Origin of the sequence: Paracoccus lichenicola (genome assembly GCF_009708075.1) — a bacterium.
Classification (GTDB): domain Bacteria; phylum Pseudomonadota; class Alphaproteobacteria; order Rhodobacterales; family Rhodobacteraceae; genus Paracoccus; species Paracoccus lichenicola.
The window spans coordinates 210247-233864 of sequence record NZ_WMBT01000002.1 but is presented as its reverse complement, the minus strand read 5'-3'; the positions used below and the strand labels follow the sequence as shown (position 1 = coordinate 233864).

Genomic DNA, 23618 nt, shown 5'->3' with positions numbered 1-23618 from the left:
GTTCAGGGGGATGTCTTCATGCACCGCCCCGCCGGGCATGATAGCGACGGCGCAGGGGCGCAGACAGCCGGGCCGGGCCGGGACGCACAAATGTCCCCGGCCCTGTGGCTGGACTGCATCATTCACGCCTTTGTGCAACGTCATGGAAAACCGAGCCTTACAGGGGAATGTTGTCGTGCTTCTTCCAGGGATTCGACAGCCGCTTGGTGCGCAGGCTGGCGAGTGCGCGGGCCACGCGCTTGCGGGTCGAATGGGGCTGGATCACCTCGTCGATGAAGCCCTTTTCGGCGGCGACGAAGGGATTGGCGAAGCGGTCCTCGTAATCCTTGGTCCGGGCCGCGATCTTGTCGGGGTCGCCCAGTTCGCTGCGATACAGGATCTCGACCGCGCCCTTGGCGCCCATCACCGCGATCTCCGCCGTGGGCCAGGCATAGTTGAAATCGCCCCGCAGGTGTTTCGAGGCCATCACGTCATAAGCCCCGCCATAGGCCTTGCGGGTGATCACCGTCACCTTGGGCACCGTCGCCTCGCCATAGGCAAACAGCAGCTTCGCCCCGTGCTTGATGACGCCGCCGTATTCCTGCCCCGTCCCCGGCAGGAAGCCCGGCACGTCCACGAAGGTCAGGATCGGGATCTCGAACGCGTCGCAGAAGCGCACGAAGCGCGCGGCCTTGCGGGAACTGTCGATGTCCAGGCATCCCGCCAGCACCATCGGCTGGTTGGCGACGACGCCCACGGTCCGACCCTCGATGCGGATGAAGCCCGTGATGATGTTGCCGGCGAAGTCCTTCTGGATCTCGTAGAAGTCGCCCTCGTCCGCGACCTTCACGATCAGCTCCTTCATGTCGTAGGGCTGGTTCGGGTTGTCGGGGATCAGCGTGTCCAGGCTGTCCTCGACCCGCGCGGGATCGTCGAAGAAGGGCCGCACCGGGGCCTTGTCGCGGTTGTTCAGCGGCAGGAAGTCGAACAGGCGGCGGATTTCCGACAGCGCCTCGACATCGTCCTCAAACGCGCCGTCGGCGACCGAGGATTTCTTCGTATGGGTCGATGCCCCGCCCAGCTGTTCGGCCGTCACCACCTCGTTCGTGACGGTCTTCACCACGTCGGGACCGGTCACGAACATGTAGGACGTGTCCTTCACCATGAAGATGAAGTCGGTCATGGCGGGGGAATAGACCGCGCCGCCCGCGCAGGGTCCCATGATGACGCTGATCTGCGGCACCACGCCGGATGCCATGATGTTGCGCTGGAACACGTCGGCGTAACCGGCAAGGGACGCCACGCCCTCCTGGATGCGCGCGCCGCCCGAATCGTTCAGCCCGATCACGGGGGCGCCGTTCTGCATCGCCATGTCCATGATCTTGCAGATCTTCTGGGCATGGGTTTCCGACAGCGACCCGCCGAAGACGGTGAAGTCCTGGCTGAAGACGTAAACCATGCGCCCGTTGATCGTGCCCCAGCCGGTCACGACGCCATCGCCATAGGGGCGGTCGGCTTCCATCCCGAAATCGGTGGAACGGTGGGCCACGAACATGTCGAATTCCTCGAAGCTGCCTTCGTCCAGCAGCAGTTCGATCCGCTCGCGCGCCGTCAGCTTGCCGCGGGCGTGCTGCGCGTCGATGCGCCGCTGGCCGCCGCCCAGCCGGGCCTGCCCCCTGCGGGTTTCCAGTTCCTGCAGAATGTCTTTCATGACGACGCCCCCAATTTCGCAAAGGCAGCGTAATCGCGAGACACAAGCCAGAGAAGCGAAATCGAGAAAATTTGCAAACGATGCAGTCAGGATAATAGGAAAACTGAAAATCTGCAAAGCGCGTTTGCAGGATCAAGGGGTTGCTGCAAGCATCGCCAATGCAAAGGGGAAAAGGGTGAGAGGCTGGACAACGACCCAAGCGGGGCTCGTTACGGCTGCTTCCTTCCGGACCTGACCGGGTTGGCGAGGCGCCTGCCCGCGCCAACCTCTCGCGTGCTAGATAGTCCGGTTGCGCCGCCGATGCAAGCCCGTCACAGATGAAGCCGCACAAGGGCAAAGCCGCCGTCGGTCTGGCCCACATGCTCCATCCGCCGCGTGGTCCGGTCGGCCACCAAGGGCAGCAGGGACAGGCCGCCGGGACCGGTCTCGAACGTGACCGAGGTGCCGGGCAGGGGGGCGAACCGCCAGGCCGGGGCGGGGTCGATCGACACCCGGCGGCGCTGGCGCAGATAGTTGCGGATCACGTCGCGCGTCTGCGGGCCGGGCGGCACCACCGATGCCTTGCCCGCGGTCAGGGGCGCGAACAACCCGCATTCGGCAAGGCGATAGGAATTGGTGGCCAGCACGAAGGTGTCGCCGTCGCGGACCGGGCGTCCCCGCCAGGTCAGGTCGCGGATGCGGCTGTTGCCGCTGGCGGTCCCGCCCGCCGAAAAGCCGGCGGGCTGCGACAGGTCGATGTGCCAGCGCAGATCCTCGATCACGTCGAACTGATAGGCCGGAAAGCGCGGATCGGCCAGGGGCTGGTCGGGGCGGCCGGGCCGGATGCGGTTGAACAGGCTGGCCGACCGTTCCAGCCAGCCGCGAAGCTCGGCCCCGGTGAGGGGCAGGGCGCAGATGCGGTTCGGAAAGGAATAGATGTCGGTCAGGTTGCCAAGCCGCAATCGCCCGGGCGCCACGTCGGTATAATGCAGCGGCCCGCCCCGCCCGCCCGCGCGGAAGGGCGCGGCGGCCGACAGCACCGGGATCCCGTCCAGGGCCGTGCCGCGCAGGCTTTTGCGCACGAACCAGCGTTGCGCCATGTTCACCAGCGTCAGGGCCGGATCGACGCCCACCAGCGCGAAATAGCTGCTGATCCGCTGTTCGCTGCCGCCGATGCGCGTGCCCAGATGCGACAGCGTCCGACGATGCGAGGGCACCACGGCCCGCAGGACCGCGGGCGCGGGGGGAAGATGGGGATCCACGGTTTCGCATTGCGCCGTCGCGCCGGTCATGCGCCAGCCCGACGCGTTGTCGCGGGTCAGCGCCAGTTCGATCACCCCCAGATGAGAGCCGCCGAAGCCCGGCATGACGGCGGGCTTGCCGCACAGGATGCCTTGGACCGGGTCGATGCCGGTCGCCAGGACCGCGGCCTTTCCCGGAAAGACCTCGTGCGTGTGGCCCGCGACGATGGCGTCGATGCCGTCCAGGGCGCCCAGATCGGCGGCCACGTTCTCGGACCCCGGATCGGCGGGGTGGGGGGAAATGCCGCTGTGGGCCAGCGCGATCACCAGGTCCGCCCCTTCGGCGCGCATCTGCGGCACGACGCGGCGCGCCGTTTCAAGGATGTCGTCGCACTCCATCTGCCCGGCCAGGTCGCGGTCCCAGGCGGTGGTCTGCGGCGGCAGGAAGCCCACCAGCCCGATGCGCAGCGTGACGGCGCGGCCGCTGTCGGTCACGACCTGCCGGTGCAGGATCGCATAACCCGGAAAGTTCGCGCGCCCCCTGACCCGCAGGTTCGCGGCCAGCAAGGGAAAGCGGGCCTGCCGCGCGGCCGCGTGCAGGACATCCAGGCCGAAGGCGAAGTCGTGGTTGCCGATCGCGGCGGCGTCATAGCCCATCAGGTTCATCGCGGCGATCGCGGGGTGGTTCCTGCCGCCGGACCGCGCGGCATGGTCCCCCAAGGGCGTGCCCTGCAGGAAATCGCCATTGTCCACCAGCAGGGTGTTCGGTGCCATGCGCCGGTGCCGTTCCACCAGGGATGCCACCTGCGCCAGGCTTCCCCGGCCGCAGGGACGGTCGGCATGGTAGTCGTGCGGCAGCAGCTTCATGTGCATGTCGGTCGTGGCCAGGACACGCAGCACCACCGTCTCGCACAGGTCTGATGACGGGCGAACGGAAAGCTCGATCCCGCCCGTTCCGTCTGGCATTCGCCCCCCGTCCGCAGGTTGCCGCGCTTTCGTGCGCCGGCCAGATCACGCTATCGGCGGCGATGCGGTCTCTCAACCTCGGATTGCAGGACGGGACGGTTTATTGAATTGCACATGCAAATCCGCCACATTATCCTGGCAAAAGCAGAGCAAGTGTTCCTGGTTCGGAAAGCATGGACTGTCATGGTTCCCTGCCCGGTTGAATCTCCTGGTGTTATCAGATTATGAACGCGCTGTTCGCGGTTTCTTGCCGCAGACATGCCTCGGATGGTCAGCCTGAATGAAATTCTCGACCCGCATCGACACCAACATTCCCGCAAGCACCTTGTTTGAAATCGCTGGCGATTTTTCCCGCAGCGAAAGGGCGTTGACGGCCCGTGGCGTTCTCGTTCGCCGGATCGACCCGGCCGAGGAACCGGGAATCGGGCTTGGCTGGGATCTGGAGTTCAACTGGCGCGGCCAGCGCCGGACGATGCGGCTGGCGGTGACGCGTTTCGACCGTCCTTCGCAGATCACGCTGGAGGGGCAGTCCGACCAGTTCGACCTGTCGATCAACATGACCGTGGTCGCCCTGAGCCTCGTCAAGTCGCGCCTGCTGTTCGAGACCGAGGTCCGCCCGCGCAACATGCGCGCGCGGCTGCTGTTGCAGACGGCCAAGCTGGGCAAGGCGCAGCTGGACCGCAAGTATGACCAGCGGATCGCCGATTTTCTGACCCACCTGCGGGCAGCCTAGGCCGCCTGGCGCTGCGCCTCGCGCAGGGGATCGGCGGGATAGACGCCCAGTATGTCCAGCGACGAGGTGAAATACCGCAGTTCCTCCAGCGCGCGCTGCAGGGCCGGATCCTCGGGGTGGCCTTCCACGTCGGCATAGAACTGCGTCGCGGTGAAGACGCCGTCCACCATGTAGCTTTCCAGCTTGGTCATGTTGACGCCGTTCGTGGCGAACCCGCCCATCGCCTTGTAAAGCGCGGCAGGAATGTTGCGGACGCGGAACACGAACGAGGTCAGCATCCGGTCCGACCGGCGGCTGTAATCGGGCTGGCGCGACATGATCAGGAACCGCGTGGTGTTGTTCTGCCGATCCTCGATCCCGTCGGCCAGGCGATCCAGGCCATAGATCTCGCCCGCAAGCGGTGCGGCCAGGGCCGCCAGCGACGGATTGCCGCGGGACGCCACTTCCTTCGCGGAACCGGCGGTGTCGGCGCCCGTCACCGGCCGGATGCCGTGGCGGCGCATGAAGCCGCGGCACTGGCCCAACAGGACCGTGTGGCTCATCGCCTCTCGCACGTCGGACAGCGCCGTGCCGGGGACCGCCAGCAGGCTGATATGGACGCGGACAAAGGCTTCCTCGATGATGTGCAGGCCGGATTCGGGCAGCAGATGGTGGATGTCGGCCACCCGGCCATAGGTGGAATTCTCGACCGGCAGCATCGCCAGGTCGGCCTGGTGGCTGCGCACGGCCTCGATCACGTCCTCGAAGGTGCGGCAGGGCAGGGCCTCCATGCCGGGCCGCGCCTTGCGGCAGGCTTCGTGGCTGTAGGCGCCGGGTTCGCCCTGGAAGGCGATGCGGTTGGTCGGGGTCGTCATGGGCCGCTGTCCGAATTTTGAAGGATCGTGGGGTCAACTATACCTTGATCCTTCAAAGCGAAAGCGGATAGATACCCGTCGAATTGACGAGCTTACCAATGCGGGGATCGCACGCGATGTTCAACACCATGACCGTGACCAAGGCCGCCGGCGCGCTGATCGGCGCGCTGCTGTTTCTGATGCTGGCCAACTGGGCGGCGGGATCGTTGTATCACGTCGGCGCCGCCCATCATGGCGAGGGTGAGGAAGTCGCGCAGGCCTATACCATCCCCGTCGAGGAAGCCGCCGGCGGCGAGGAAGCGGCCGAGGAAACCATCGACTTCGCGGCCCTGCTGGCCTCCGCCGATGCGGCGGCGGGCGAAAAGGATTTCGGCAAGTGCAAGGCCTGCCACAAGCTGGACGGCACCGACGGCGTCGGCCCCCACCTGAACGGCGTCGTGGGCCGCGAGGTCGCGGCGGTCGCGGGCTTCAGCTATTCCCCCGCCATGGTCGAACACAGGGCCGACGCGCCGCAGTGGACGCCCGAGGCATTGCAGGAATTCCTGACCAACCCCAAGGGCGTCGTGCCGGGCACCAAGATGTCCTTCGCGGGTCTCAAGGATCCGCAGGACCGCGCCGACATCATCACCTATCTGCAATCCCAGCAGTAAGGTTCGCATCGGACCTGACCGAAAGGGCGCATCCCCGGATGCGCCTTTTTCGTTGCAGCCCCTCACGAAATCGCGGCTTGATCGTGTCCCCGGCGCTGCCTAGCGTGCAGCGGACACCAACCGGAGTTCGCCGATGCACCGCCTTGCCCTGATCGCCGCCCTGGCCCTTGCCCCGGCATCCGCCGCCCTGTCGCAAGAGGCATCGGGGACCAAGGGGGACGGACAGGTCATCAAGACCCATGCCATCGCGCTGTTCGGCGAACCGGCGCTGCCCGCCGATTTTCCCCATTACCGCTATGTGAACCCCGAGGCGCCGAAGGGGGGCGAGATCTCGTTCGGCGCGGTGGGCGGCTTCGACAGCTTCAACCCCTTCACGCATCGCGGCCGCGCCATCGCCCTGGCGGTGATCCAGCTTGAACGGCTGATGGATAGTCCGGCGGACGAGCTGGGCGTGGACTACTGCCTTCTGTGCGAGACGCTGGAATATCCCCCCAGCAAGGACTGGGTGATCTTCAACCTGCGCCCCGAGGCGCGCTTCAGCGACGGCACCCCCCTGACCGCCCATGACGTGCTGTTCAGCTTCGAGACCCTGCGCGACAAGGGCCTGTCGTCCTTCCGCATGGCGATGCAGCAGATGATCGCCAAGGCCGAGGTTCTGGACGACCACCGCATCAAGTTCACCTTCGCCGAAGGCTATCCCCGCCGCGACGTGATTTCCCAGATGGGCAGCCAGATCGTGTTCTCGAAAAAGGACTTCGAGGACAACAAGCGCGACCTGGAGCAAAGCACCACCATCCCCTATGTCGGGTCCGGTCCCTACATGTTCGACCGCGCCGACATGGGCCGCACCCTGGTCGTCAAGCGCAACCCCGATTACTGGGGCAAGGATCTGCCCATCAACCGGGGCCGCTTCAACTTCGACCGCATTCGTTATGAAATGTTCGGCGATTTCGACAGCGCGTTCGAATCCTTCAAGGCGGGCGAATACACCTTCCGCAACGAGACATCCTCGATGCACTGGTCCACGCGCTACGACTTTCCGGCGCTGGCCTCGGGCGCGGTGGTGCGGGAAACGCTGCCGAATGGCGAAATCGCCAGCGGCGACGGCTGGGTCTTCAACCTGCGCCGCGCCAAGTTCCAGGACATCCGCGTGCGCGAGGCGATCGGGCTGATGTTCAACTTCGAATGGACCAATCAGACGCTGCTGTACGGTTTGGAAACCCGGGTCAATTCGTTTTGGGACAACAGCGAGTTCCGCGCCGACGGCCCGCCGTCCGACGCGGAAAAGGCGCTGCTGGAACCCGTGGCGGGCGACCTGCCGCCGGGCATCCTGACCGACCCTGCCGTGGTCCAGCCGGTGTCGGGCGAACGCCAGCTTGACCGGGGGAACATGCGCCGCGCCGTGGCCCTGCTGGACGAGGCCGGGTGGACCGTCGGCAGCGACGGGATGCGCCGCAACGCCGCGGGCGAGGCCCTGACGATCGAGATCCTGAACGACGACGTGGGCAACGACCGCATCATCAACCCCTTCATCCAGAACCTGCGCGCCATCGGCATCGACGCCACCAACCGCCGCGTGGACAACGCGGAAATGCAGTTGCGCACCCGGTCCAAGGACTTCGACATGGTCGAGGATTCGCTGGGCCAGTCCTATGCCATCGGCGGCTATGCCGGCCAGGTCTTCGGGTCCGAGGACAAGGACGACGTGTTCAACCCCATGGGCCTTGCGAACCCCGCCATCGACAGGCTGCTGGAGGTCGGCCAGCAGGCGGAAACGCAAGAGGACAACATCGTGGCGATCAATGCCTTGGACCGGGCGCTGCGCAGCCTGCGCTTCTGGGTGCCCAAATGGTTCAAGGCCGAATACACGCTGGCCTATTACGACATCTATCGCCACCCCGAGGCGATGCCGCCCTATGCGCTCGGCACGCTGGATTTCTGGTGGGCGGACACCGCACGCGAGGCGGAACTGAAGGCCGCGGGCGCGATCCGCTGATGGCAGGGTTGATTTCCCGGCGGTCCGGCCCGACAAGGGCCGGATAAAGGAAACGGGGCCGCGAAGGCCCGCAAGGGGCAAGGTCGATCCGATGGGCGCCTATATCCTGCGGCGGTTGCTGCTGATCATCCCGACGCTGATCGGGATCATGGTGGTGAACTTCACCCTGACGCAATTCGTCCCCGGCGGTCCCATCGAACAGATCGCCGCGCAAGTGCAGGGATCGGGCGACGCCTTCAGCAACATATCCGGCGCTGGCGCGGGGGCCGACACCGGCGTGGTCGAGGGATACGAGGGCGCGCGCGGCCTGCCACCCGAATTCATCGCCCAACTGGAAAAGGAATTCGGCTTCGACAAGCCGCCCTTGCAGCGGTTCCTGTCGATGATGGGCAATTACCTGACCTTCGACTTCGGCACGTCCTGGTTCCGCTCGATCAGCGTGATCGACCTGGTGGTCGAAAAGATGCCCGTGTCGATCACCCTGGGCCTGTGGTCCACGCTGCTGGCCTATCTGATCTCGATCCCCTTGGGGATCCGCAAGGCCACGCGGGACGGGACGCGCTTCGACACCTGGACATCCGCCGTCATCATCATGGCCTATGCGATCCCGGCCTTCCTGTTCGCGGTGCTGCTGATGGTGCTGTTCGCGGGCGGCAGTTATTGGCAGATCTTCCCGCTGCGGGGGCTGACCAGCGACAACTTTGCCGACCTGAGCCTGTGGGGCAAGATCAAGGACTATGCCTGGCACGCCACGCTGCCGGTCGTGGCCTCGACCATTTCCAGCTTTGCCACGCTGACGCTGCTGACCAAGAACAGCTTCCTGGACGAGATCAACAAGCAATACGTCATCACCGCCCGCGCCAAGGGCCTGACCGAGGGCCGCGTCCTTTACGGCCACGTTTTCCGCAACGCCATGCTGATCGTGATCGCGGGCTTTCCCTCGGTCTTCCTGGGCGTGTTCTTCGGCGCCTCGATCCTGATCGAGACGGTCTTTTCGCTGGACGGCCTGGGCCGCCTGGGGTTCGAGGCCGCGGTGCAGCGCGACTATCCGGTGATCTTCGGCACGCTTTACGTCTTCGGCCTGCTGAGCCTGGTCGTGGGGATCCTGTCGGACATGATGTATGTCTTCGTCGATCCCCGCATCGACTTTGAATCGAGGGCCGGCTGATGGCCTTGTCCGAACTCAACCGCCGCCGCTGGCGCAGTTTCCGGCGCAACGGCCGGGCCTTCTGGTCGCTGGTGGTCTTTTCGGTGCTGTTCGTGGTGGCGATGTGCGCGGAAATCGTGGCCAACGACAAGCCCATCGTCGCCAGCTACCGGGGCGAGCTTTATTTCCCCGCCTACAACTTCTATCCCGAAACGGCCTTCGGCGGCGATTTCGGGACCGAGGCGATCTACACCGACCCTGCCGTGCAATGCCTCATCAGGACCGGCGGGCGGCAGGACTGCTGGGACACGCCCGAGGATCTGATCGCCGCCGTGGAAGCGGGCACCAGCGACATTCCAAAGGCCGAGCAAGGCTGGATGATCTGGCCGCCGATCCCGTTCCATTATTCCACCATCAACAACGTCGGCAGCGCCCCGAGCGCCCCGGACGCCACGCATTGGCTGGGAACCGACGATACCGCGCGCGACGTGCTGGCCCGCGTGATCTATGGCTTCCGCATCTCGATCCTGTTCACGCTGATCGTGACGGTGGTGGCGTCCGTCGTCGGCATCACGGCGGGGGCGATTCAGGGCTATTTCGGCGGGCGCACGGACCTGGTGTTCCAGCGCGTGCTGGAGATCTGGGCCTCCACTCCCTCGCTTTACGTCATCATCATCCTGTTCGCGATCCTGGGGCGCAGCTTCTGGCTGCTGGTCTTCGTCACCATCCTGTTCGGCTGGCCCGCGCTTGTGGGCGTGGTGCGCGCCGAGTTCCTGCGGGCGCGCAACTTCGAATATGTCCGCGCCGCCCGCGCTTTGGGGGTGGGCGACCGCACCATCATGTTCCGCCACATCCTGCCCAACGCCATGGTCGCCACGCTGACCATGCTGCCCTTTGTCGTGACCGGCACGATCAGCGGCTTGGCGGCGCTGGATTACCTGGGCTATGGCCTGCCGGCATCCGCGCCGTCTCTGGGGGAACTGGCCTTGCAGGCCAAGCAGAACCTGCAGGCGCCCTGGCTGGCCTTCACCGCGTTCTTCACATTCGCCATCATGCTGTCGCTGCTGGTCTTCGTCTTCGAAGGCGTGCGCGATGCCTTCGACCCCCGAAAGACCTTCAAATGACCGAAGCCGTTTTGTCGGTCCAGGACCTGCGCATCAGCTTTCGCCAGGAGGGCCGGATCGTGCCCGCCGTCAAGGGCGTCAGCTTCCACATCAACAAGGGCGAAACCATGGCCTTGGTGGGCGAATCCGGGTCGGGCAAGTCGGTGACGGCGCTGTCCACCGTGCGCCTGCTGGGCGATTCCGCTGTGATCGAAGGCTCGGTGAAATACGCGGGCCGCGAGATGGTGAACGCCCCCGAGCGTGTGCTGCGCGACATCCGGGGCGACGACATCAGCTTCATCTTCCAGGAGCCGATGACCTCGCTGAACCCGCTGCACACGCTGGAAAAGCAACTGGGCGAAAGCCTGGCGCTGCACCAGGGGCTGACGGGCGCGCGTGCGCGGGCGCGGATCGTGGAACTGCTGACCCGCGTCGGCATCCGCGACCCCGAAAGCCGCCTGGCCGATTACCCGCACCAGTTGTCCGGCGGCCAGCGGCAGCGGGTGATGATCGCCATGGCCCTTGCCAACGGCCCGGACCTGCTGATTGCGGACGAACCCACGACCGCGCTTGACGTGACGATCCAGGCGCAGATCCTGGACCTGCTGGCAGAGTTGAAGGCCGAAGAAGGGCTGTCGATGCTGTTCATCAGCCACGACCTGGGCATCGTGCGCCGCATCGCCGACCGCGTCTGCGTGATGAAGGACGGCGAGATCGTGGAACAAGGGCCGGTGGCCGACATCTTCACGAACCCCCGACACGACTATACCCGCAAGCTGCTGGCCGCCGAGACGACCGGCACCGCCGATCCGGTGGCGGATGGCGCGGAAACCATGGTCGAGACACGGGATCTGAAGGTCTGGTTTCCGATCCAGCGGGGCCTGCTGCGCAAGACGGTGGGCCATGTGAAGGCCGTGAACGGCGCCACCCTGACCGTGCGCGCGGGCGAAACTCTGGGCATCGTGGGCGAATCGGGCAGTGGCAAGACCACGCTGGCTCTGGCGATCATGCGGCTGATCGACAGCGACGGCCCGATCCTGTTCATGGGCCAGGACATCGCCCGCTGGCAGTCGCGCCAGCTGCGCCGCTTGCGCCGCGACATGCAGATCGTGTTCCAGGATCCCTTCGGCAGCCTGTCTCCGCGCATGACCGTGGAACAGATCATCGCCGAGGGCCTGACCGTCCACGGTGTCGAGAAAGGCCGCGACCGCCGCCAGATGGTCGCCGACATCATGGCCGAGGTCGGCCTGAACCCCGACACCATGCACCGCTATCCGCACGAATTCTCGGGTGGCCAGCGCCAGCGCATCGCCATCGCCCGCGCCATGATCCTGCGCCCCAAGGTGGTGGTGCTGGACGAGCCCACATCGGCGCTGGACATGACCGTGCAGGTGCAGATCGTCGGGCTGTTGCGCGGCTTGCAGCGGAAATACGGGCTGGCCTTCCTGTTCATCAGCCATGACCTGCGGGTGGTGCGCGCCATGTCGCACACCATCATGGTCATGCGCGCGGGCGAGGTAGTGGAACAGGGCGACGCCGCCCGGATTTTCGATACCCCGCAGCACGACTACACGCGCGCCCTGCTGGCGGCGGCGTTCCGCGACCATCACCGATGAAGATCCTGTTCGTCCACCAGAACTTCCCCGGCCAGTTCCCGCATCTGGCCCCGGCGCTTGCCGCGCGCGGCCATCAGGTGCTGGCCCTGACGGATGAGAAGAACCAGCGGCCAAGCCCGATCCGGACCCTCCGCTACAAGACGCCCGATCCGGTGGAAACAAACAGTGCCTTCGGCCGCAGCTATGCGACCCACGCCGAACGCGGCTATCTGGCGGCGCGGGCCGCGCGGGCGCTGCGGGACCGTCACGGCTTCACCCCCGGCCTGATCATCGGCCATACCGGCTGGGGCGAGACGCTGTTCCTGCGCGAAATCTGGCCCGACGCAAAACTGCTGGTCTATGCCGAGCTTCTGTATCGCACGCGCGGCCACGATGTCGGCTTCGACCCGGAATTCCAGTCCGACAGCGACGAGGCGCGGATGCTGGCGGTCGCCCGGTCCGCCCATCTGATCCAGGGGATCGTCCAGGCCGATGCCGCCATCTCTCCCACCCGGTACCAGGCCGACAGCTTTCCGCCGGACCTGCGCGGCAAGATCACCGTCATCCATGACGGCATCGACACCGCCCGCGTTTGCCCGGATCCCCGGGCCAGCCTGACCCTGCCCGGCGGCCCCGTGCTGCGCGCAGGCGACGAGGTGTTGTCCTATGTCAGCCGCTCGCTGGAACCCTATCGCGGCTTTCACGTCTTCCTGCGTGCGCTGCCCGAGGTCCTGGCCGCCCGCCCGCAGGCGCAGGTCGTGATCGTCGGGGCCGAGGGCGTCAGCTATGGCAGCGCGCCCAAGGAGGGCGGCAGCTGGAAGGCCCGGATGCTGGCCGAGCTGGGCGACCGGCTGGATCTGTCCCGCGTCCATTTCCTGGGCCGCGTGCCCTATGACGATTACCTGTCGCTGATCCGGCTGGCCAAGGTCCACTGCTACCTGACCTATCCCTTCGTGCTGTCCTGGTCGCTGACCGAGGCGATGGCGGCGGGCGGTTACATCGTCGCGTCCGACACCGAACCCGTGCGCGAACTGATCCGCGACGGGCAGAACGGGCGGCTGGTGCCCTTCTTCGACGTGCCCGCCCTGTCCGCCGCGCTGATCCGGGGGCTGTCGGGCGACCCTGACGCCGACCGGCTGCGGGCGGCGGCGCGGCAGGCGATCCTGGACGGATACGACCTGCACCGCCACAGCCTGCCGCGCCAGATCGCATGGGTGGAAAGCTTTGCCCCAATGGGCTAGATCCGCGGCGACAAGGAAAGGCGCATCATGGTCCAGATCCGGCTGACGAACACCCGCACCCGCAGGAAAGAGGCTTTCGAGCCGCTGGACCCCCGGAACGTGCGCCTGTATCTGTGCGGCCCGACCGTCTATGACCGCGCGCATCTGGGTAACGCGCGGCCCGTGCTGGTCTTCGACGTGCTGGTGCGCCTGCTGCGCCACGTTTATGGCGACAGTCACGTGACTTACGTGCGCAACTTCACGGATGTTGACGACAAGATCAACGCCCGCGCCGCCGCCACCGGCCGCACCATCCGCGAGATCACCGAGGAAACCGTCGCCTGGTATCACGACGACATGGACGCGCTTGGTGCCGCCCGCCCCGACCATGAACCCCGCGCGACCGAATACATCGTCCCCATGGTCGCGATGATCGAAACCCTGATCGCGCGCGGCAACGCCTACGAGGCCGAGGGCCATGTCCTGTTCGACGTGCGGTCCTTTCCCGACTACGGGCGGCTCTCGGGGCGGTCCGTCGATGACATGATCGCTGGCGCCCGGGTCGAGGTCGCCCCTTTCAAGCGCGATCCCATGGATTTCGTCCTGTGGAAACCGTCCGAGGCCGACCAGCCCGGTTGGGACAGCCCCTGGGGCCGGGGCCGCCCTGGCTGGCACATCGAATGTTCCGCCATGTCCGACGCTTTGCTGGGGCCAAGCTTCGACCTCCATGGCGGCGGCATCGACCTGCAATTCCCGCACCATGAAAACGAGGTCGCGCAAAGCTGCTGCGCCCATCCCGGCGCGGGTTTCGCCAATGTCTGGCTGCACAACGAGATGTTGCAGGTCGAGGGCAAGAAGATGTCCAAGTCCCTGGGCAACTTCTTCACCGTGCGGGATTTGCTGGATCAGGGTGTCCCGGGCGAGGTGATCCGGTTTGTCATGCTGTCCACGCATTATCGCAAGCCGATGGACTGGACAGAGGCAAAGGCCAAGGAAGCACGTAATACCTTAATCGAATGGGCTGAGGAAATAGTCGACGAAGCCGACCCTGTAAACGGTATTCCAGCAGAACTTATTCAAGAATTGAGCGACGATCTTAATACGTGGGCAGCGCTGGAGGTATGCCGCGAACTGTTTAAGAGTCGTAATATCAGAGGTCTTCATGCGGCATGTGCGTTTTTGGGGTTCGACCTCAAAAAGATTCGTGAAACTTGGGGTGAGCCTTATAAACTCCCGTATGAAGGCAAAGATCTGACTCAAGGTGTTGATTTTCAGCCTACAATATCGGTGATGGGATATGGTCCTATTGATGATGATCTATTCAACGCTGGGGGAAAATTAGCGAGGCACTGGATGAAGTTGCGGAGCGAAAGTAATTACAGTGCAGCTGATGACCTTAGGAGGAAGGCTTTGGAACTCGGGATTGAGTTGCGGTCGTTCAGAAGCGAAAATGGTGTCAATGGTGGACAGGTTTCGCTGAAAGGCTCGCCGTCTGTCGATGCCATAGCTGCCCTAATCCAATCCAGCGCATCTCCATGACTCTTGAAGCCTGCACCGACCTGGTGCGGACCCAGGATCCCGACCGCTTCGGCACCGTCCTGGTGGCACGGCCGCAAGATCGTCCTGCGCTGCTAACGTTTTACGCGCTGAACCTCGAAATCGCGCGGGCACCGTTCCAGTCCAATGAACCGATCTTGGCCGAGATGCGGCTGCAATGGTGGATCGACCGGCTGGCCGAGATGGGGACAGGCAAGGCGCCCCCGCTGCATGACGTGCTGACCCCCCTGTGGGAGGCATGGGGCGAGGACGCAGGCCGTATCGCCCCCTTGGCCGAGGCGCGCCGCCACGACTGCGCGCGCCAGCCTTTCGCCGCGCCCGAGGAGGTCGTGGCCTATGTGAACGACACCGCAGGTCGGCTGATGGGACTGGCGGCGGAACGCCTTGGCGTGCCAGCCGAGGCACAGGGCGTTGTGGCGGACCAGGCGCTTGGGGCAGGCCTGACCGCTTGGCTGCGCGCGCTTCCCCGCCTGCAACCCCTGCGCCTTGGACTGGACCGCCAGCACCCCGAGGATGCCGTTGCCCTAGCCCGGATCGCGCGGGATGCGCTGCACCGCGCGGCCCGGTCGCGTCGGCTGCTGCCCAAGCAGGCAGCCGCGGCCCTTTATCCGGGTCCGCGCGTGTTGCAGTTCCTGGCCGCAGTCTTGCAGGGAAACATCAATTGTTTCGTGGAAACCCTTGAAGTGACGCCGTTCCAGCGCCGTGCCTCGCTGGCGCGTCTGGCGCTGACGGGGCGGTGGTGGCGATAGGGTCAGGGGAGTGACAGCCGCATAAACCCTCTTTTCACCCTTTCCCTGATATGAAAGGAATTGAAACGAACGCGGCGGGAAGGATCGGATGGCCAAGGGACTGGATGCACAGGCAAGGCAGGGCTATGCCCTGATCGCGCCGCCGTTCCTGTATGCCCTGCTGATCCTGGCGGCGCCCTTGCTGACCATCCTGGCCTACAGCTTCATGACCGACGGCTATCTGGAGGTCGTGCGCGATTTCACCCTGACGAACTATGTCCAGGTCTGGACCGATCCCATCGTGCGCACGGTCATGCTGCGCTCGCTGATGGTGTCGGCCCTGGTGACGCTGGTCACGGTCCTGCTGGCCTTTCCGGTCGCCTATTACGTCAGCTTCCTGGTCCGGCCCGAAAGGAAGTCCCTGTGGCTGTTCCTGATCACCATTCCCTTCTGGACCAGCTACCTGATCCGGGTGTTCCTGTGGAAGGTGATCCTGGGCTATAACGGCGTCATCAACTCCACCCTGACCGGTCTTGGCATCATCGACGAGCCGTTGACCTTCATCCTGTACAACGTGAATTCCATCGTGATCACGCTGGCCCATGCCTATGCGCCCTTCGCGATCCTGCCGATCTTCGTGGCCCTGGAAAAGATCGACCGCGCGCTGCTGGAAGCAGGCCGCGACCTGGGCGAAAGCCGCGCCATGACCTTCTGGCGGGTGACGCTGCCGCTTGCCATGCCCGGCGTGCTGGCGGCGGTGCTGATCGTGTTCATCCCGACCATCGGCGATTACGTCACGCCCGAACTGATCGGCGGCGGCAAGATCCCGATGATTGCCAACCTGATCCAGGTGCAGATGCTGGCGCTGGACAACCGCCCGCTGGGAGCGGCGCTTGCGGTGACGGCCATGGCCATCGTCGCGCTTGTCAGCATCGTCTTCCTGCTCATCAACCGCCGCTTCCTGAAGGTGCGGTCGTGAAGGGGCAGGGGCGCGGCTTGCAGGCCTATGCGGCTCTCTATCTGCTGTTCCTGTATGCGCCGATCATCCTGCTGCCGTTGTTCGCCTTCAACTCCGGCACGATCATCGCATTCCCCCTGCAAGGCTTCACCACCAACTGGTTCGCGCAGATGTGGGCCAATACCACGCTGCGCACGGCGCTGACGAATTCGCTGATCATCGCGGTCAGCGCCTCGATCCTGGCGACCTGCCTGGGCATCTTCGCCGCCCGCGCGTCTACCCGGTTCGAGTTTCCGGGCAAGGGCGGCATGATGGGCTTCATCCTGCTGCCGATGGTGCTGCCCGAGATCATCGTGGCGATGTCGCTGCTGGTCGTGCTGCTGGGCGCGGGCGTGCAGCTGTCGATCCTGACGGTGATCATGGGCCATGTCCTGATCTGCATGCCCTATGCCATCGCCATCCTGTCCACGGCGTTTTCATCCTTGGACAAGTCGCTGGAGGAAGCCGCCTACGACCTGGGCGAAACGAAGTGGAGCGCGTTTCGCCTGGTGACGCTGCCGCTGGTCATGCCGGGCATCGTCAGTTCGCTGCTGATTTCCTTCACCATCAGCCTGGACGAATTCATCATCGCCTTCTTCCTCGCGGGCAACCAGCCGACGCTGCCCACCTATATCTTCAGCCAGTTGCGGTTCCCCAAGCAGATCCCGATGGTCATGGCTCTTGGCACCGTGCTGGTGGCGCTGTCCGTCGTGCTGCTGACGCTGGGCGAATACTTCCGCCGCCGCGGCAATGCCCGCATGGGCGGCAATCCGACCGGAGGGTTCCTGTGACCGACGACCGCAAGCCGATGATCGAGTGTCGCGGCGTCCACAAGCATTACGGCGATTACCACGCGCTGCGCGGCATCGACCTGACGATCCGGGCCGGAGAGTTCTTCTCGCTTCTCGGCCCGTCCGGCTGCGGCAAGACCACGCTGCTGCGCACGATCGCGGGGTTCGAGGATATTTCCGACGGCGCCATCCTGATCGACGAAAGGCGCATGGAGGAGGTGCCGGCGAACAAGCGGCCCACCAACATGGTGTTCCAGTCCTATGCGATCTTTCCGCACCTGACGGTGGCCCAGAACGTGGCCTTCGGATTGCGCCGCGATCCGCGCGGCAAGGCGGAAAAGGCGGCCTTGGTGGATGACGCCCTGGCCATGGTCGGCCTGCGCGGCTTCGGCAACCGCGCCGCGCACGCGCTGTCGGGCGGTCAGCGCCAACGGGTCGCCCTGGCCCGCGCGCTGATCCTGAAACCCAAGGTGCTGCTGCTGGACGAGCCGCTGTCGGCGCTTGACCGCAAGATGCGCGAGCAGATGCAGGTCGAACTGATCAAGCTGCAACGCCAGGTCGGCATCACCTTCGTGCTGGTCACGCACGATCAGGAGGAAGCCCTGGTCATGTCCGACCGCATCGCCGTCATGTTCGAGGGCGAGATCGCCCAGCTTGACGGACCCGAGGCGCTGTATGCCCGCCCCGCCAGCCGCCGGGTCGCGGACTTCATCGGGGTGATGAACTTCCTGCCCGCGCGGATCCTGGGGGAAACCGACGGCACCGTGACGGCCGAGGTTCCAGGCCTGGGCCCGGTCGAACTGCCCGCCCGCCAGGTCAGCCGCGCGAACCCGGACGACGACGGCCCGACCATCGGCTTTCGCCCGGAAACCATGACGCTGGTCGGTCCCACCCAGACCCACAGCCAGCCGCGCGAAACGAACGCTACCATCGACGAGGTCGTCTATTACGGCGACATGACCTATTACGACCTGCGGCTGGACGGGGCTGCGGCGATGGACGGCAAGGCGCGACCGGTGCGGATTTCCATGCGCAACGTCTTCGGCCGCGACGTGCAGGAGGTCGGCACGCGGACCCGGCTTGCCTGGTCGCCCGGGTCGCTGGTGCTGTTCCGCTAGCCGCCATGGCTCGGCCAGAATGGCAAGCGCATCGCGTGTCCTTTCCCGCGTGCCGCATCGCCACGAAAGGCGGCTTGGCCCCGCGCGACCCTGGCAGGCTGTTGCCCTGCCCCAGGGCGTGACGCGCCGCCTGCCAGCGCCGCGAAGGCCGAACGGGAAAACGCTACTTCTTGCGCATCGCCTTGGCCAATGCCGCGCCGAAGCCGCCCGGCCCGCCCGTTTTCGGGGCGGCGCTGGCTGACCGAGGCCCGGCCTTGTCCGGCGCTTTCGACGCGGGCCTGGCGGCGTCAGTGTCGCTGCGCATCGTCAGGCCGATGCGCTTGCGGGGCACGTCCACCTCGGTCACGCGGACGCGGACCACGTCGCCGACCTTCACGACCTCGTTCGGGTCCTTGACGAAGCGGTTGGCCAACTGGCTGACATGGACAAGCCCGTCCTGATGGACGCCGATGTCCACAAAGGCCCCGAAGGCCGCGACATTGGTGACGGTGCCCTCCAGGGTCATGCCGGGCTTGAGGTCGGTGATCGCCTCGACCCCTTCGGCAAAGCTGGCGGTGACGAAGCCGGGGCGCGGGTCGCGGCCGGGCTTTTCCAGTTCGGACAGGATGTCGCGCACCGTGGGCAGGCCGAAATGGTCGTCCACGAACTGTTCCGCGCGGATGCCCTTCAGGGCCGCCCCGTCGCCCATGATCGCGCGGATGTCGCGCCCGCAGGCGGCAACGATCCTGCGCGCGACGCCGTAAGCCTCGGGGTGGACGGCGGATGCGTCCAGCGGCTCCTTGCTGCCCGGAATGCGCAGGAAGCCCGCGCATTGCTCGAACGCGCGGGGACCGAGGCCCGCGACCTTCTTCAGCGCCGCGCGCGACGGGAAGGCGCCGTTTTCATCCCGCCACGCCACGATGTTCTGCGCCAGCGACGGCCCAAGCCCCGCGACATGGGCCAGCAGCGGGGCGGATGCGGTGTTCAGGTCCACGCCCACGGCATTCACCGCATCCTCGACCACGGCTTCCAGCGTTTTCGCAAGCTGCCGCTGGTCCACGTCGTGCTGGTATTGGCCGACGCCGATGGATTCGGGCGGCACCTTGACCAGTTCGGCCAGCGGATCCTGCAAGCGCCGGGCGATGGACACCGCGCCGCGCAGGGACACGTCAAGCTGCGGAAACTCCTTGGCGGCCAGTTCGGATGCGGAATAGACCGAGGCCCCGGCCTCGCTGACGATCACCTTGGTGGGCAGTTTCGCGCCCTTGGGCAGGCGCTTCAGAACCTCGGCCACCAGCCGTTCGGTTTCCCGGCTGGCGGTGCCGTTGCCGATGGCGATCAGGTCCACGCCGTGCCTAGCAATCAGCGCCAGCAGCGTGGCCTCGGCCCCGCGCAGGTCGTTCTTGGGTTGAAACGGATAGATCGTCGCCGTGTCCAGCAGCTTGCCGGTGGCGTCCACCACCGCGATCTTGCAGCCGGTGCGGATCCCGGGGTCGATGCCCAGCGTCACCCGCGCCCCGGCGGGGGCGGCCAGCAGCAGGTCGCGCAGGTTGCGGCCAAAGACACGGATCGCCTCGTCATGCGCCCGTTTGCGCAGGTCCGTCAGCAGGTCGATATACATCGTGTTCGACAGCCTGACGCGCCAGGTCCATCCCGCCACCTGCCGCAGCCACTGGTCGCCCGGACCCTGGCCCAGAGGCCCGAGCGCCTGCGCCACGATCCCCTCGGCCCGCTGCGCCCCGGTGTCGGGGTCGGGCGAGATGTCGATGGTGACGATCTCCTCCTTGGCCGCGCGCAGGATGGCAAGCGCGCGATGGCCCGGAATGGCCGACCATTTTTCCCGATGGTCGAAGTAATCGCTGAACTTGGCGCCCGCCTGTTCCTTGCCCGCGATCAGACGGGCGGCGATGAAGGCCTCGGCCCGCATGAAGTCGCGCAGATTGCCCAGCAGGGCGGCGTTTTCGGACAGTTCCTCGGCCAGGATGTCGCGCGCCCCGTCAAGCGCGGCCTTGGTGTCCGCCACCGCCTCGGACACATATCCCCCCGCCAGCACCGCCGGATCGGCCCCCCGGTTGCCCTGGATCGCGCGCAGCAGCGGCTCCAGCCCGTTCTCGCGGGCGATCATCGCCTTGGTGCGGCGCTTGGGCTTGAAGGGCAGATAGATGTCCTCCAGCGCGGCCTTGGTTTCCGCCCCGGCGATGGCGCGGGCCAGGTCGTCGGTCAGCTTGCCCTGGTCCTTGATCGAGGACAGGATCGCCGCCCGCCGCGCCTCCATGTCGCGCAGATAGGCCAGCCGGTCGGCCAGGGTCCGCAGCTGCGTGTCGTCCAGGCCCCCCGTCGCCTCTTTCCGATAGCGCGCGACAAAGGGCACGGTCGCGCCGCCGTCCAGCAGGCCCGCGGCCGCCGTGACCTGCGACGGAGAGGCGCCGATCTCGGCGGCAATGGTGCGGGCGATGCGGGCGGCTGTGTCCATGGGTTCCTCCGGTCGGGACAATGGTTCTAACCGGGCACGGCGCGCAGGCCAAGGCCGTCATGCACAAGGCGCAGGTTGACACCGCCTGCCGACATGCACAGGTGCAGGGAATGCCAAAACGAAAGGACGATTGATGCCTACCCTTTTCGACCCCCTTCCCCTTGGACCCCTGACCCTGAAGAACCGCATCGTGATGGCGCCGCTGACCCGCGCCCGTGCGGGTGCCGAGCGCGTCCCGAACGCGATGATGGCCGAATATTACGCACAGCGTGCCGGCGCCGGGCTGATCCTGTCGGAAGCCACCAGCGTGATGCCCATGGGCGTGGGCTATGCCGACACGCCGGGCATCTGGAACGAGGCGCAGGTTCAGGGCTGGAAGCAGGTCACCAAGGCCGTTCATGACGCGGGCGGGCTGATCTTCCTGCAACTGTGGCATGTCGGGCGCATTTCCGACCCCCAATTCCTGGACGGCCAACTGCCCGTCGCGCCAAGCGCCATCAAGCCCGCAGGCACCGTCAGCCTTGTGCGTCCCAAGAAGGAATACGAAACCCCCCGCGCCCTGGACACGGCCGAGATCCCCGGCATCGTCGAGGCCTATCGCCAGGGGGCCGAGAACGCCAGGCGCGCGGGCTTTGACGGGGTCGAGATCCACGCGGCCAACGGCTATCTGATCGACCAGTTCCTGCAGGACAAGTCCAACCGCCGCACCGACCGATACGGCGGCTCCATCGAGAACCGCGTCCGGTTCCTGCTGGAAGTCACCGATGCCGTCATCGGCGTGTGGGGCGCGGACCGCGTGGGCCTGCACCTGGCCCCGCGCGGCGACAGTCACGACATGGGCGACAGCGACCCCCGCGCGCTGTTCACGCATGTCGCACGGCAGATGCGCGACCGGGGCCTGGCCTTCCTGTGCCTGCGCGAACACCTCGGTCCCGACAGCCTGCTGGACGACATCAAGGCGGCCTTCGGCGGCGTGGTCATCGCCAACGAAGGCCTGACCCGCGACAGCGCCGCCGACCTGATCCGCACGGGCCGGGCCGACGCGGCGGCCTTCGGCAAGGATTTCATCGCCACGCCCGACCTGCCCCGCCGGTTTGCCCAGAACCTGTCGCTGAACCAGCAGGATCCCGAGACCTTCTATGGCAGCGGGCCGAAGGGCTATGTGGATTATCCGGTGGCGGAAGAAGTCTGATCGGTGTGGCGGGCCGTCAGGCCCGCCCATTACGTCAATCAAGTAACTTAATACAATCTTTGAAGGAGATTAACGCAGACTTGCCTAAGCCATTATTTCAAATCGGCTGTAAGGTCTCTTAAAGATTTTACGCAAGAAAGAGTCTGTTGTTTGAGGCTATTTAAGTCCTTGATTGATAAATTTGGTGCAGGTGGATCTTTCTTGTTACGGACATAATTTCGCTGATAAAATATGTTCTGCATCAATCCGGTGTCTGCTCGGAGCCATCTGCCATGAAAAACTGCATTCCTCCATTCGAGCAATGCTCTTGCAGTATCCTCAAAACTGTTAACTTCTACGTTTTCTCCATATTTTTCACGATAGAACTTTAGAAAGACCTCAAGACGGCGTTCCATTGTTCCGCTAACGACATCTTTGAATTTTTTTTCCAGATCTAAATCAGTTTCGGCCGCATCTCCTCCACCAGACAAAGAAATGACTGTGGAAGCAAGAACATGCTCCAACTCGGTAAATGCGCGAACGAGTCGTCCAATGGACGCATATTCAGCTTCTGTGAACTCCTCACTGAACCCTAGTTTGCCGCTCATCACTTCGCCCGCGCCGCGGCGCTTTCCGGCAGTTCCTCGTCGAACAGGCGCTGATAGAATTCGGCCACGGTCTGGCGTTCCAGCTCGTCGCACTTGTTCAGGAAGGTCAGCCGGAAGGCATAGCCGATGTTGTTGCCGAAGATGCGCGCGTTCTGCGCCCAGGTGATCACCGTGCGCGGCGACATGACGGTGGACAGGTCGCCCTGCATGAAGGCCGTGCGCGTCAGGTCGGCCAGCGTCACCATCTGGCCGATGATCTTGCGGCCCTTTTCGGTGTTGTAGGTGGGGTTCTTGGCCAGCACGATCGCGGCCTCGGCATCGTGGGACAGATAGTTCAGGGTGCTGACCAGCGACCAGCGGTCCATCTGGCCCTGGTTGATCTGCTGGGTGCCGTGGTAAAGCCCCGTCGTGTCACCCAGGCCGACGGTGTTGGCCGTCGCGAACAGCCGGAAATAGGGGTTGGGCGTGATCACCTCGTTCTGGTCCAGAAGCGTCAGCTTGCCGTCGGTTTCCAGCACCCGCTGGATCACGAACATCACGTCGGCGCGGCCCGCGTCGTATTCGTCAAAGACGATGGCGGTCGGGTTGCGCAAGGCCCAGGGCAGGATGCCTTCGTGGAACACCGTGACCTGCTTGCCGTCCACCAGCTTGATCGCGTCCTTGCCGATCAGGTCGATGCGGCTGACATGGCTGTCCAGGTTCACCCGCACGCAGGGCCAGTTCAGGCGGGCCGCCACCTGTTCGATATGCGTCGATTTGCCCGTGCCGTGATAGCCCTGGATCATCACCCGGCGGTTATAGGCGAATCCCGCCAGAATCGCCATGGTGGTGTCGGGATCGAACTTGTAGGTGCTGTCCACCTCCGGCACGCGGTCGGTGCGTTCGGCAAAGCCCTTGACCTTCATGTCGCTGTCCAGACCGAACGCCTCGCGCAGGTCGATCTCCTCAGTCGGTTTGGCGTTCATGTCCAGCATCGCAAGGCCCTTTCATCACATCGCCTGCCTTGATTGCGCATAAGTCCG

At 65.3% G+C, this 23618-nt stretch carries 19 protein-coding genes and 1 other RNA gene; 13 read left to right on the top strand and 7 right to left on the bottom strand.

Annotation, left to right across the window (positions count from 1 at the left end):
• Positions 1 to 157: 157 nt before the first annotated feature.
• The 3 genes from GIY56_RS04615 to GIY56_RS04605 all read right to left on the bottom strand — a co-directional run bounded on the left by GIY56_RS04615 (position 158) and on the right by GIY56_RS04605 (position 3876).
• Positions 158 to 1690: an acyl-CoA carboxylase subunit beta gene (locus tag GIY56_RS04615; RefSeq protein WP_154763631.1), complete on the bottom strand. Its 1533-nt coding sequence runs from the start codon at positions 1688 to 1690 to the stop codon at positions 158 to 160.
• A 174-nt stretch (positions 1691 to 1864) separates the two neighbouring features.
• An RNA gene (gene ffs, locus GIY56_RS04610) (signal recognition particle sRNA small type) lies at positions 1865 to 1961 on the bottom strand.
• Between the two features lie 40 nt (positions 1962 to 2001).
• Positions 2002 to 3876, bottom strand: coding sequence for a bifunctional 2',3'-cyclic-nucleotide 2'-phosphodiesterase/3'-nucleotidase (locus GIY56_RS04605; RefSeq protein WP_154763630.1), 1875 nt, complete (start codon positions 3874 to 3876; stop codon positions 2002 to 2004).
• A 280-nt stretch (positions 3877 to 4156) separates the two neighbouring features.
• Here GIY56_RS04605 and GIY56_RS04600 point away from each other — a divergent pair, with 280 nt between their 5' ends.
• Positions 4157 to 4609, top strand: coding sequence for a hypothetical protein (locus tag GIY56_RS04600; protein WP_154763629.1), 453 nt, complete (start codon positions 4157 to 4159; stop codon positions 4607 to 4609).
• On the opposite strand, the gene GIY56_RS04595 is transcribed toward GIY56_RS04600, so the two are convergent.
• Positions 4606 to 5463 (bottom strand): prephenate dehydratase, encoded by an 858-nt coding sequence (locus GIY56_RS04595; protein WP_154763628.1) that lies wholly within the window; start codon positions 5461 to 5463, stop codon positions 4606 to 4608. The genes GIY56_RS04600 and GIY56_RS04595 overlap by 4 nt on opposite strands.
• Before the next feature lie 116 nt (positions 5464 to 5579).
• On the opposite strand from GIY56_RS04595, the gene GIY56_RS04590 reads away from it, so the two are divergent.
• The 11 genes from GIY56_RS04590 to GIY56_RS04540 all read left to right on the top strand — a co-directional run bounded on the left by GIY56_RS04590 (position 5580) and on the right by GIY56_RS04540 (position 18365).
• Positions 5580 to 6113, top strand: a complete 534-nt coding sequence (locus tag GIY56_RS04590) for a c-type cytochrome (protein ID WP_154763627.1) — start codon at positions 5580 to 5582, stop codon at positions 6111 to 6113.
• Positions 6114 to 6246: 133 nt separating this feature from the next.
• The gene (locus GIY56_RS04585; RefSeq protein WP_154763626.1) at positions 6247 to 8109 is read left to right on the top strand and encodes an extracellular solute-binding protein; all 1863 of its coding nucleotides are present in this window, start codon (positions 6247 to 6249) and stop codon (positions 8107 to 8109) included.
• Between the two features lie 91 nt (positions 8110 to 8200).
• Positions 8201 to 9277, top strand: coding sequence for a microcin C ABC transporter permease YejB (locus tag GIY56_RS04580; RefSeq protein ID WP_154763625.1), 1077 nt, complete (start codon positions 8201 to 8203; stop codon positions 9275 to 9277).
• Positions 9277 to 10380, top strand: a complete 1104-nt coding sequence (locus GIY56_RS04575; protein WP_154763624.1) for an ABC transporter permease — start codon at positions 9277 to 9279, stop codon at positions 10378 to 10380. Before GIY56_RS04580 ends, GIY56_RS04575 begins: the two co-directional genes overlap by 1 nt.
• Complete coding sequence (locus tag GIY56_RS04570; protein ID WP_154763623.1) at positions 10377 to 11975, top strand: ABC transporter ATP-binding protein; 1599 nt, start codon at positions 10377 to 10379, stop codon at positions 11973 to 11975. The genes GIY56_RS04575 and GIY56_RS04570 overlap by 4 nt, the downstream gene beginning before the upstream one ends.
• Entirely contained in the window at positions 11972 to 13195 is a 1224-nt protein-coding gene (locus GIY56_RS04565) for a glycosyltransferase (RefSeq protein ID WP_154763622.1), read from the top strand. The genes GIY56_RS04570 and GIY56_RS04565 overlap by 4 nt, the downstream gene beginning before the upstream one ends.
• A gap of 27 nt (positions 13196 to 13222) precedes the next feature.
• Positions 13223 to 14713: a cysteine--tRNA ligase gene (gene cysS / locus GIY56_RS04560; protein ID WP_154763621.1), complete on the top strand. Its 1491-nt coding sequence runs from the start codon at positions 13223 to 13225 to the stop codon at positions 14711 to 14713.
• Positions 14710 to 15480: a squalene/phytoene synthase family protein gene (locus tag GIY56_RS04555; RefSeq protein ID WP_154763620.1), complete on the top strand. Its 771-nt coding sequence runs from the start codon at positions 14710 to 14712 to the stop codon at positions 15478 to 15480. Before cysS ends, GIY56_RS04555 begins: the two co-directional genes overlap by 4 nt.
• An 88-nt stretch (positions 15481 to 15568) precedes the next feature.
• The gene (locus tag GIY56_RS04550; protein ID WP_154763619.1) at positions 15569 to 16438 is read left to right on the top strand and encodes an ABC transporter permease; all 870 of its coding nucleotides are present in this window, start codon (positions 15569 to 15571) and stop codon (positions 16436 to 16438) included.
• A complete protein-coding gene (locus tag GIY56_RS04545) occupies positions 16435 to 17247 on the top strand; it encodes an ABC transporter permease (protein WP_328288441.1) in 813 nt (270 codons plus the stop codon). The genes GIY56_RS04550 and GIY56_RS04545 overlap by 4 nt, the downstream gene beginning before the upstream one ends.
• Entirely contained in the window at positions 17244 to 18365 is a 1122-nt protein-coding gene (locus tag GIY56_RS04540) for an ABC transporter ATP-binding protein (RefSeq protein WP_328288440.1), read from the top strand. The genes GIY56_RS04545 and GIY56_RS04540 overlap by 4 nt, the downstream gene beginning before the upstream one ends.
• Positions 18366 to 18528: 163 nt before the next feature.
• Here the strand turns inward: GIY56_RS04540 and GIY56_RS04535 are convergent, their stop codons facing one another.
• Positions 18529 to 20817 carry a Tex family protein gene (locus GIY56_RS04535; protein WP_154763618.1) on the bottom strand — a complete coding sequence of 763 codons (2289 nt, stop codon included), beginning with the start codon at positions 20815 to 20817 and terminating at the stop codon, positions 18529 to 18531.
• A 130-nt stretch (positions 20818 to 20947) separates the two neighbouring features.
• Between GIY56_RS04535 and GIY56_RS04530 the strand changes: the two genes are divergently transcribed.
• On the top strand, positions 20948 to 22009 hold the full coding sequence (locus tag GIY56_RS04530) for an alkene reductase (protein WP_407946942.1): 1062 nt from the start codon (positions 20948 to 20950) through the stop codon (positions 22007 to 22009).
• Positions 22010 to 22101: 92 nt separating this feature from the next.
• Here GIY56_RS04530 and GIY56_RS04525 read toward each other — a convergent pair whose 3' ends face one another.
• Together GIY56_RS04525 and cobS are read right to left on the bottom strand one after the other, a co-directional pair.
• Complete coding sequence (locus GIY56_RS04525; protein ID WP_154763616.1) at positions 22102 to 22596, bottom strand: hypothetical protein; 495 nt, start codon at positions 22594 to 22596, stop codon at positions 22102 to 22104.
• Entirely contained in the window at positions 22596 to 23570 is a 975-nt protein-coding gene (gene cobS, locus GIY56_RS04520) for a cobaltochelatase subunit CobS (protein WP_154763615.1), read from the bottom strand. The genes GIY56_RS04525 and cobS overlap by 1 nt, the downstream gene beginning before the upstream one ends.
• Between the last annotated feature and the right edge of the window lie 48 nt (positions 23571 to 23618).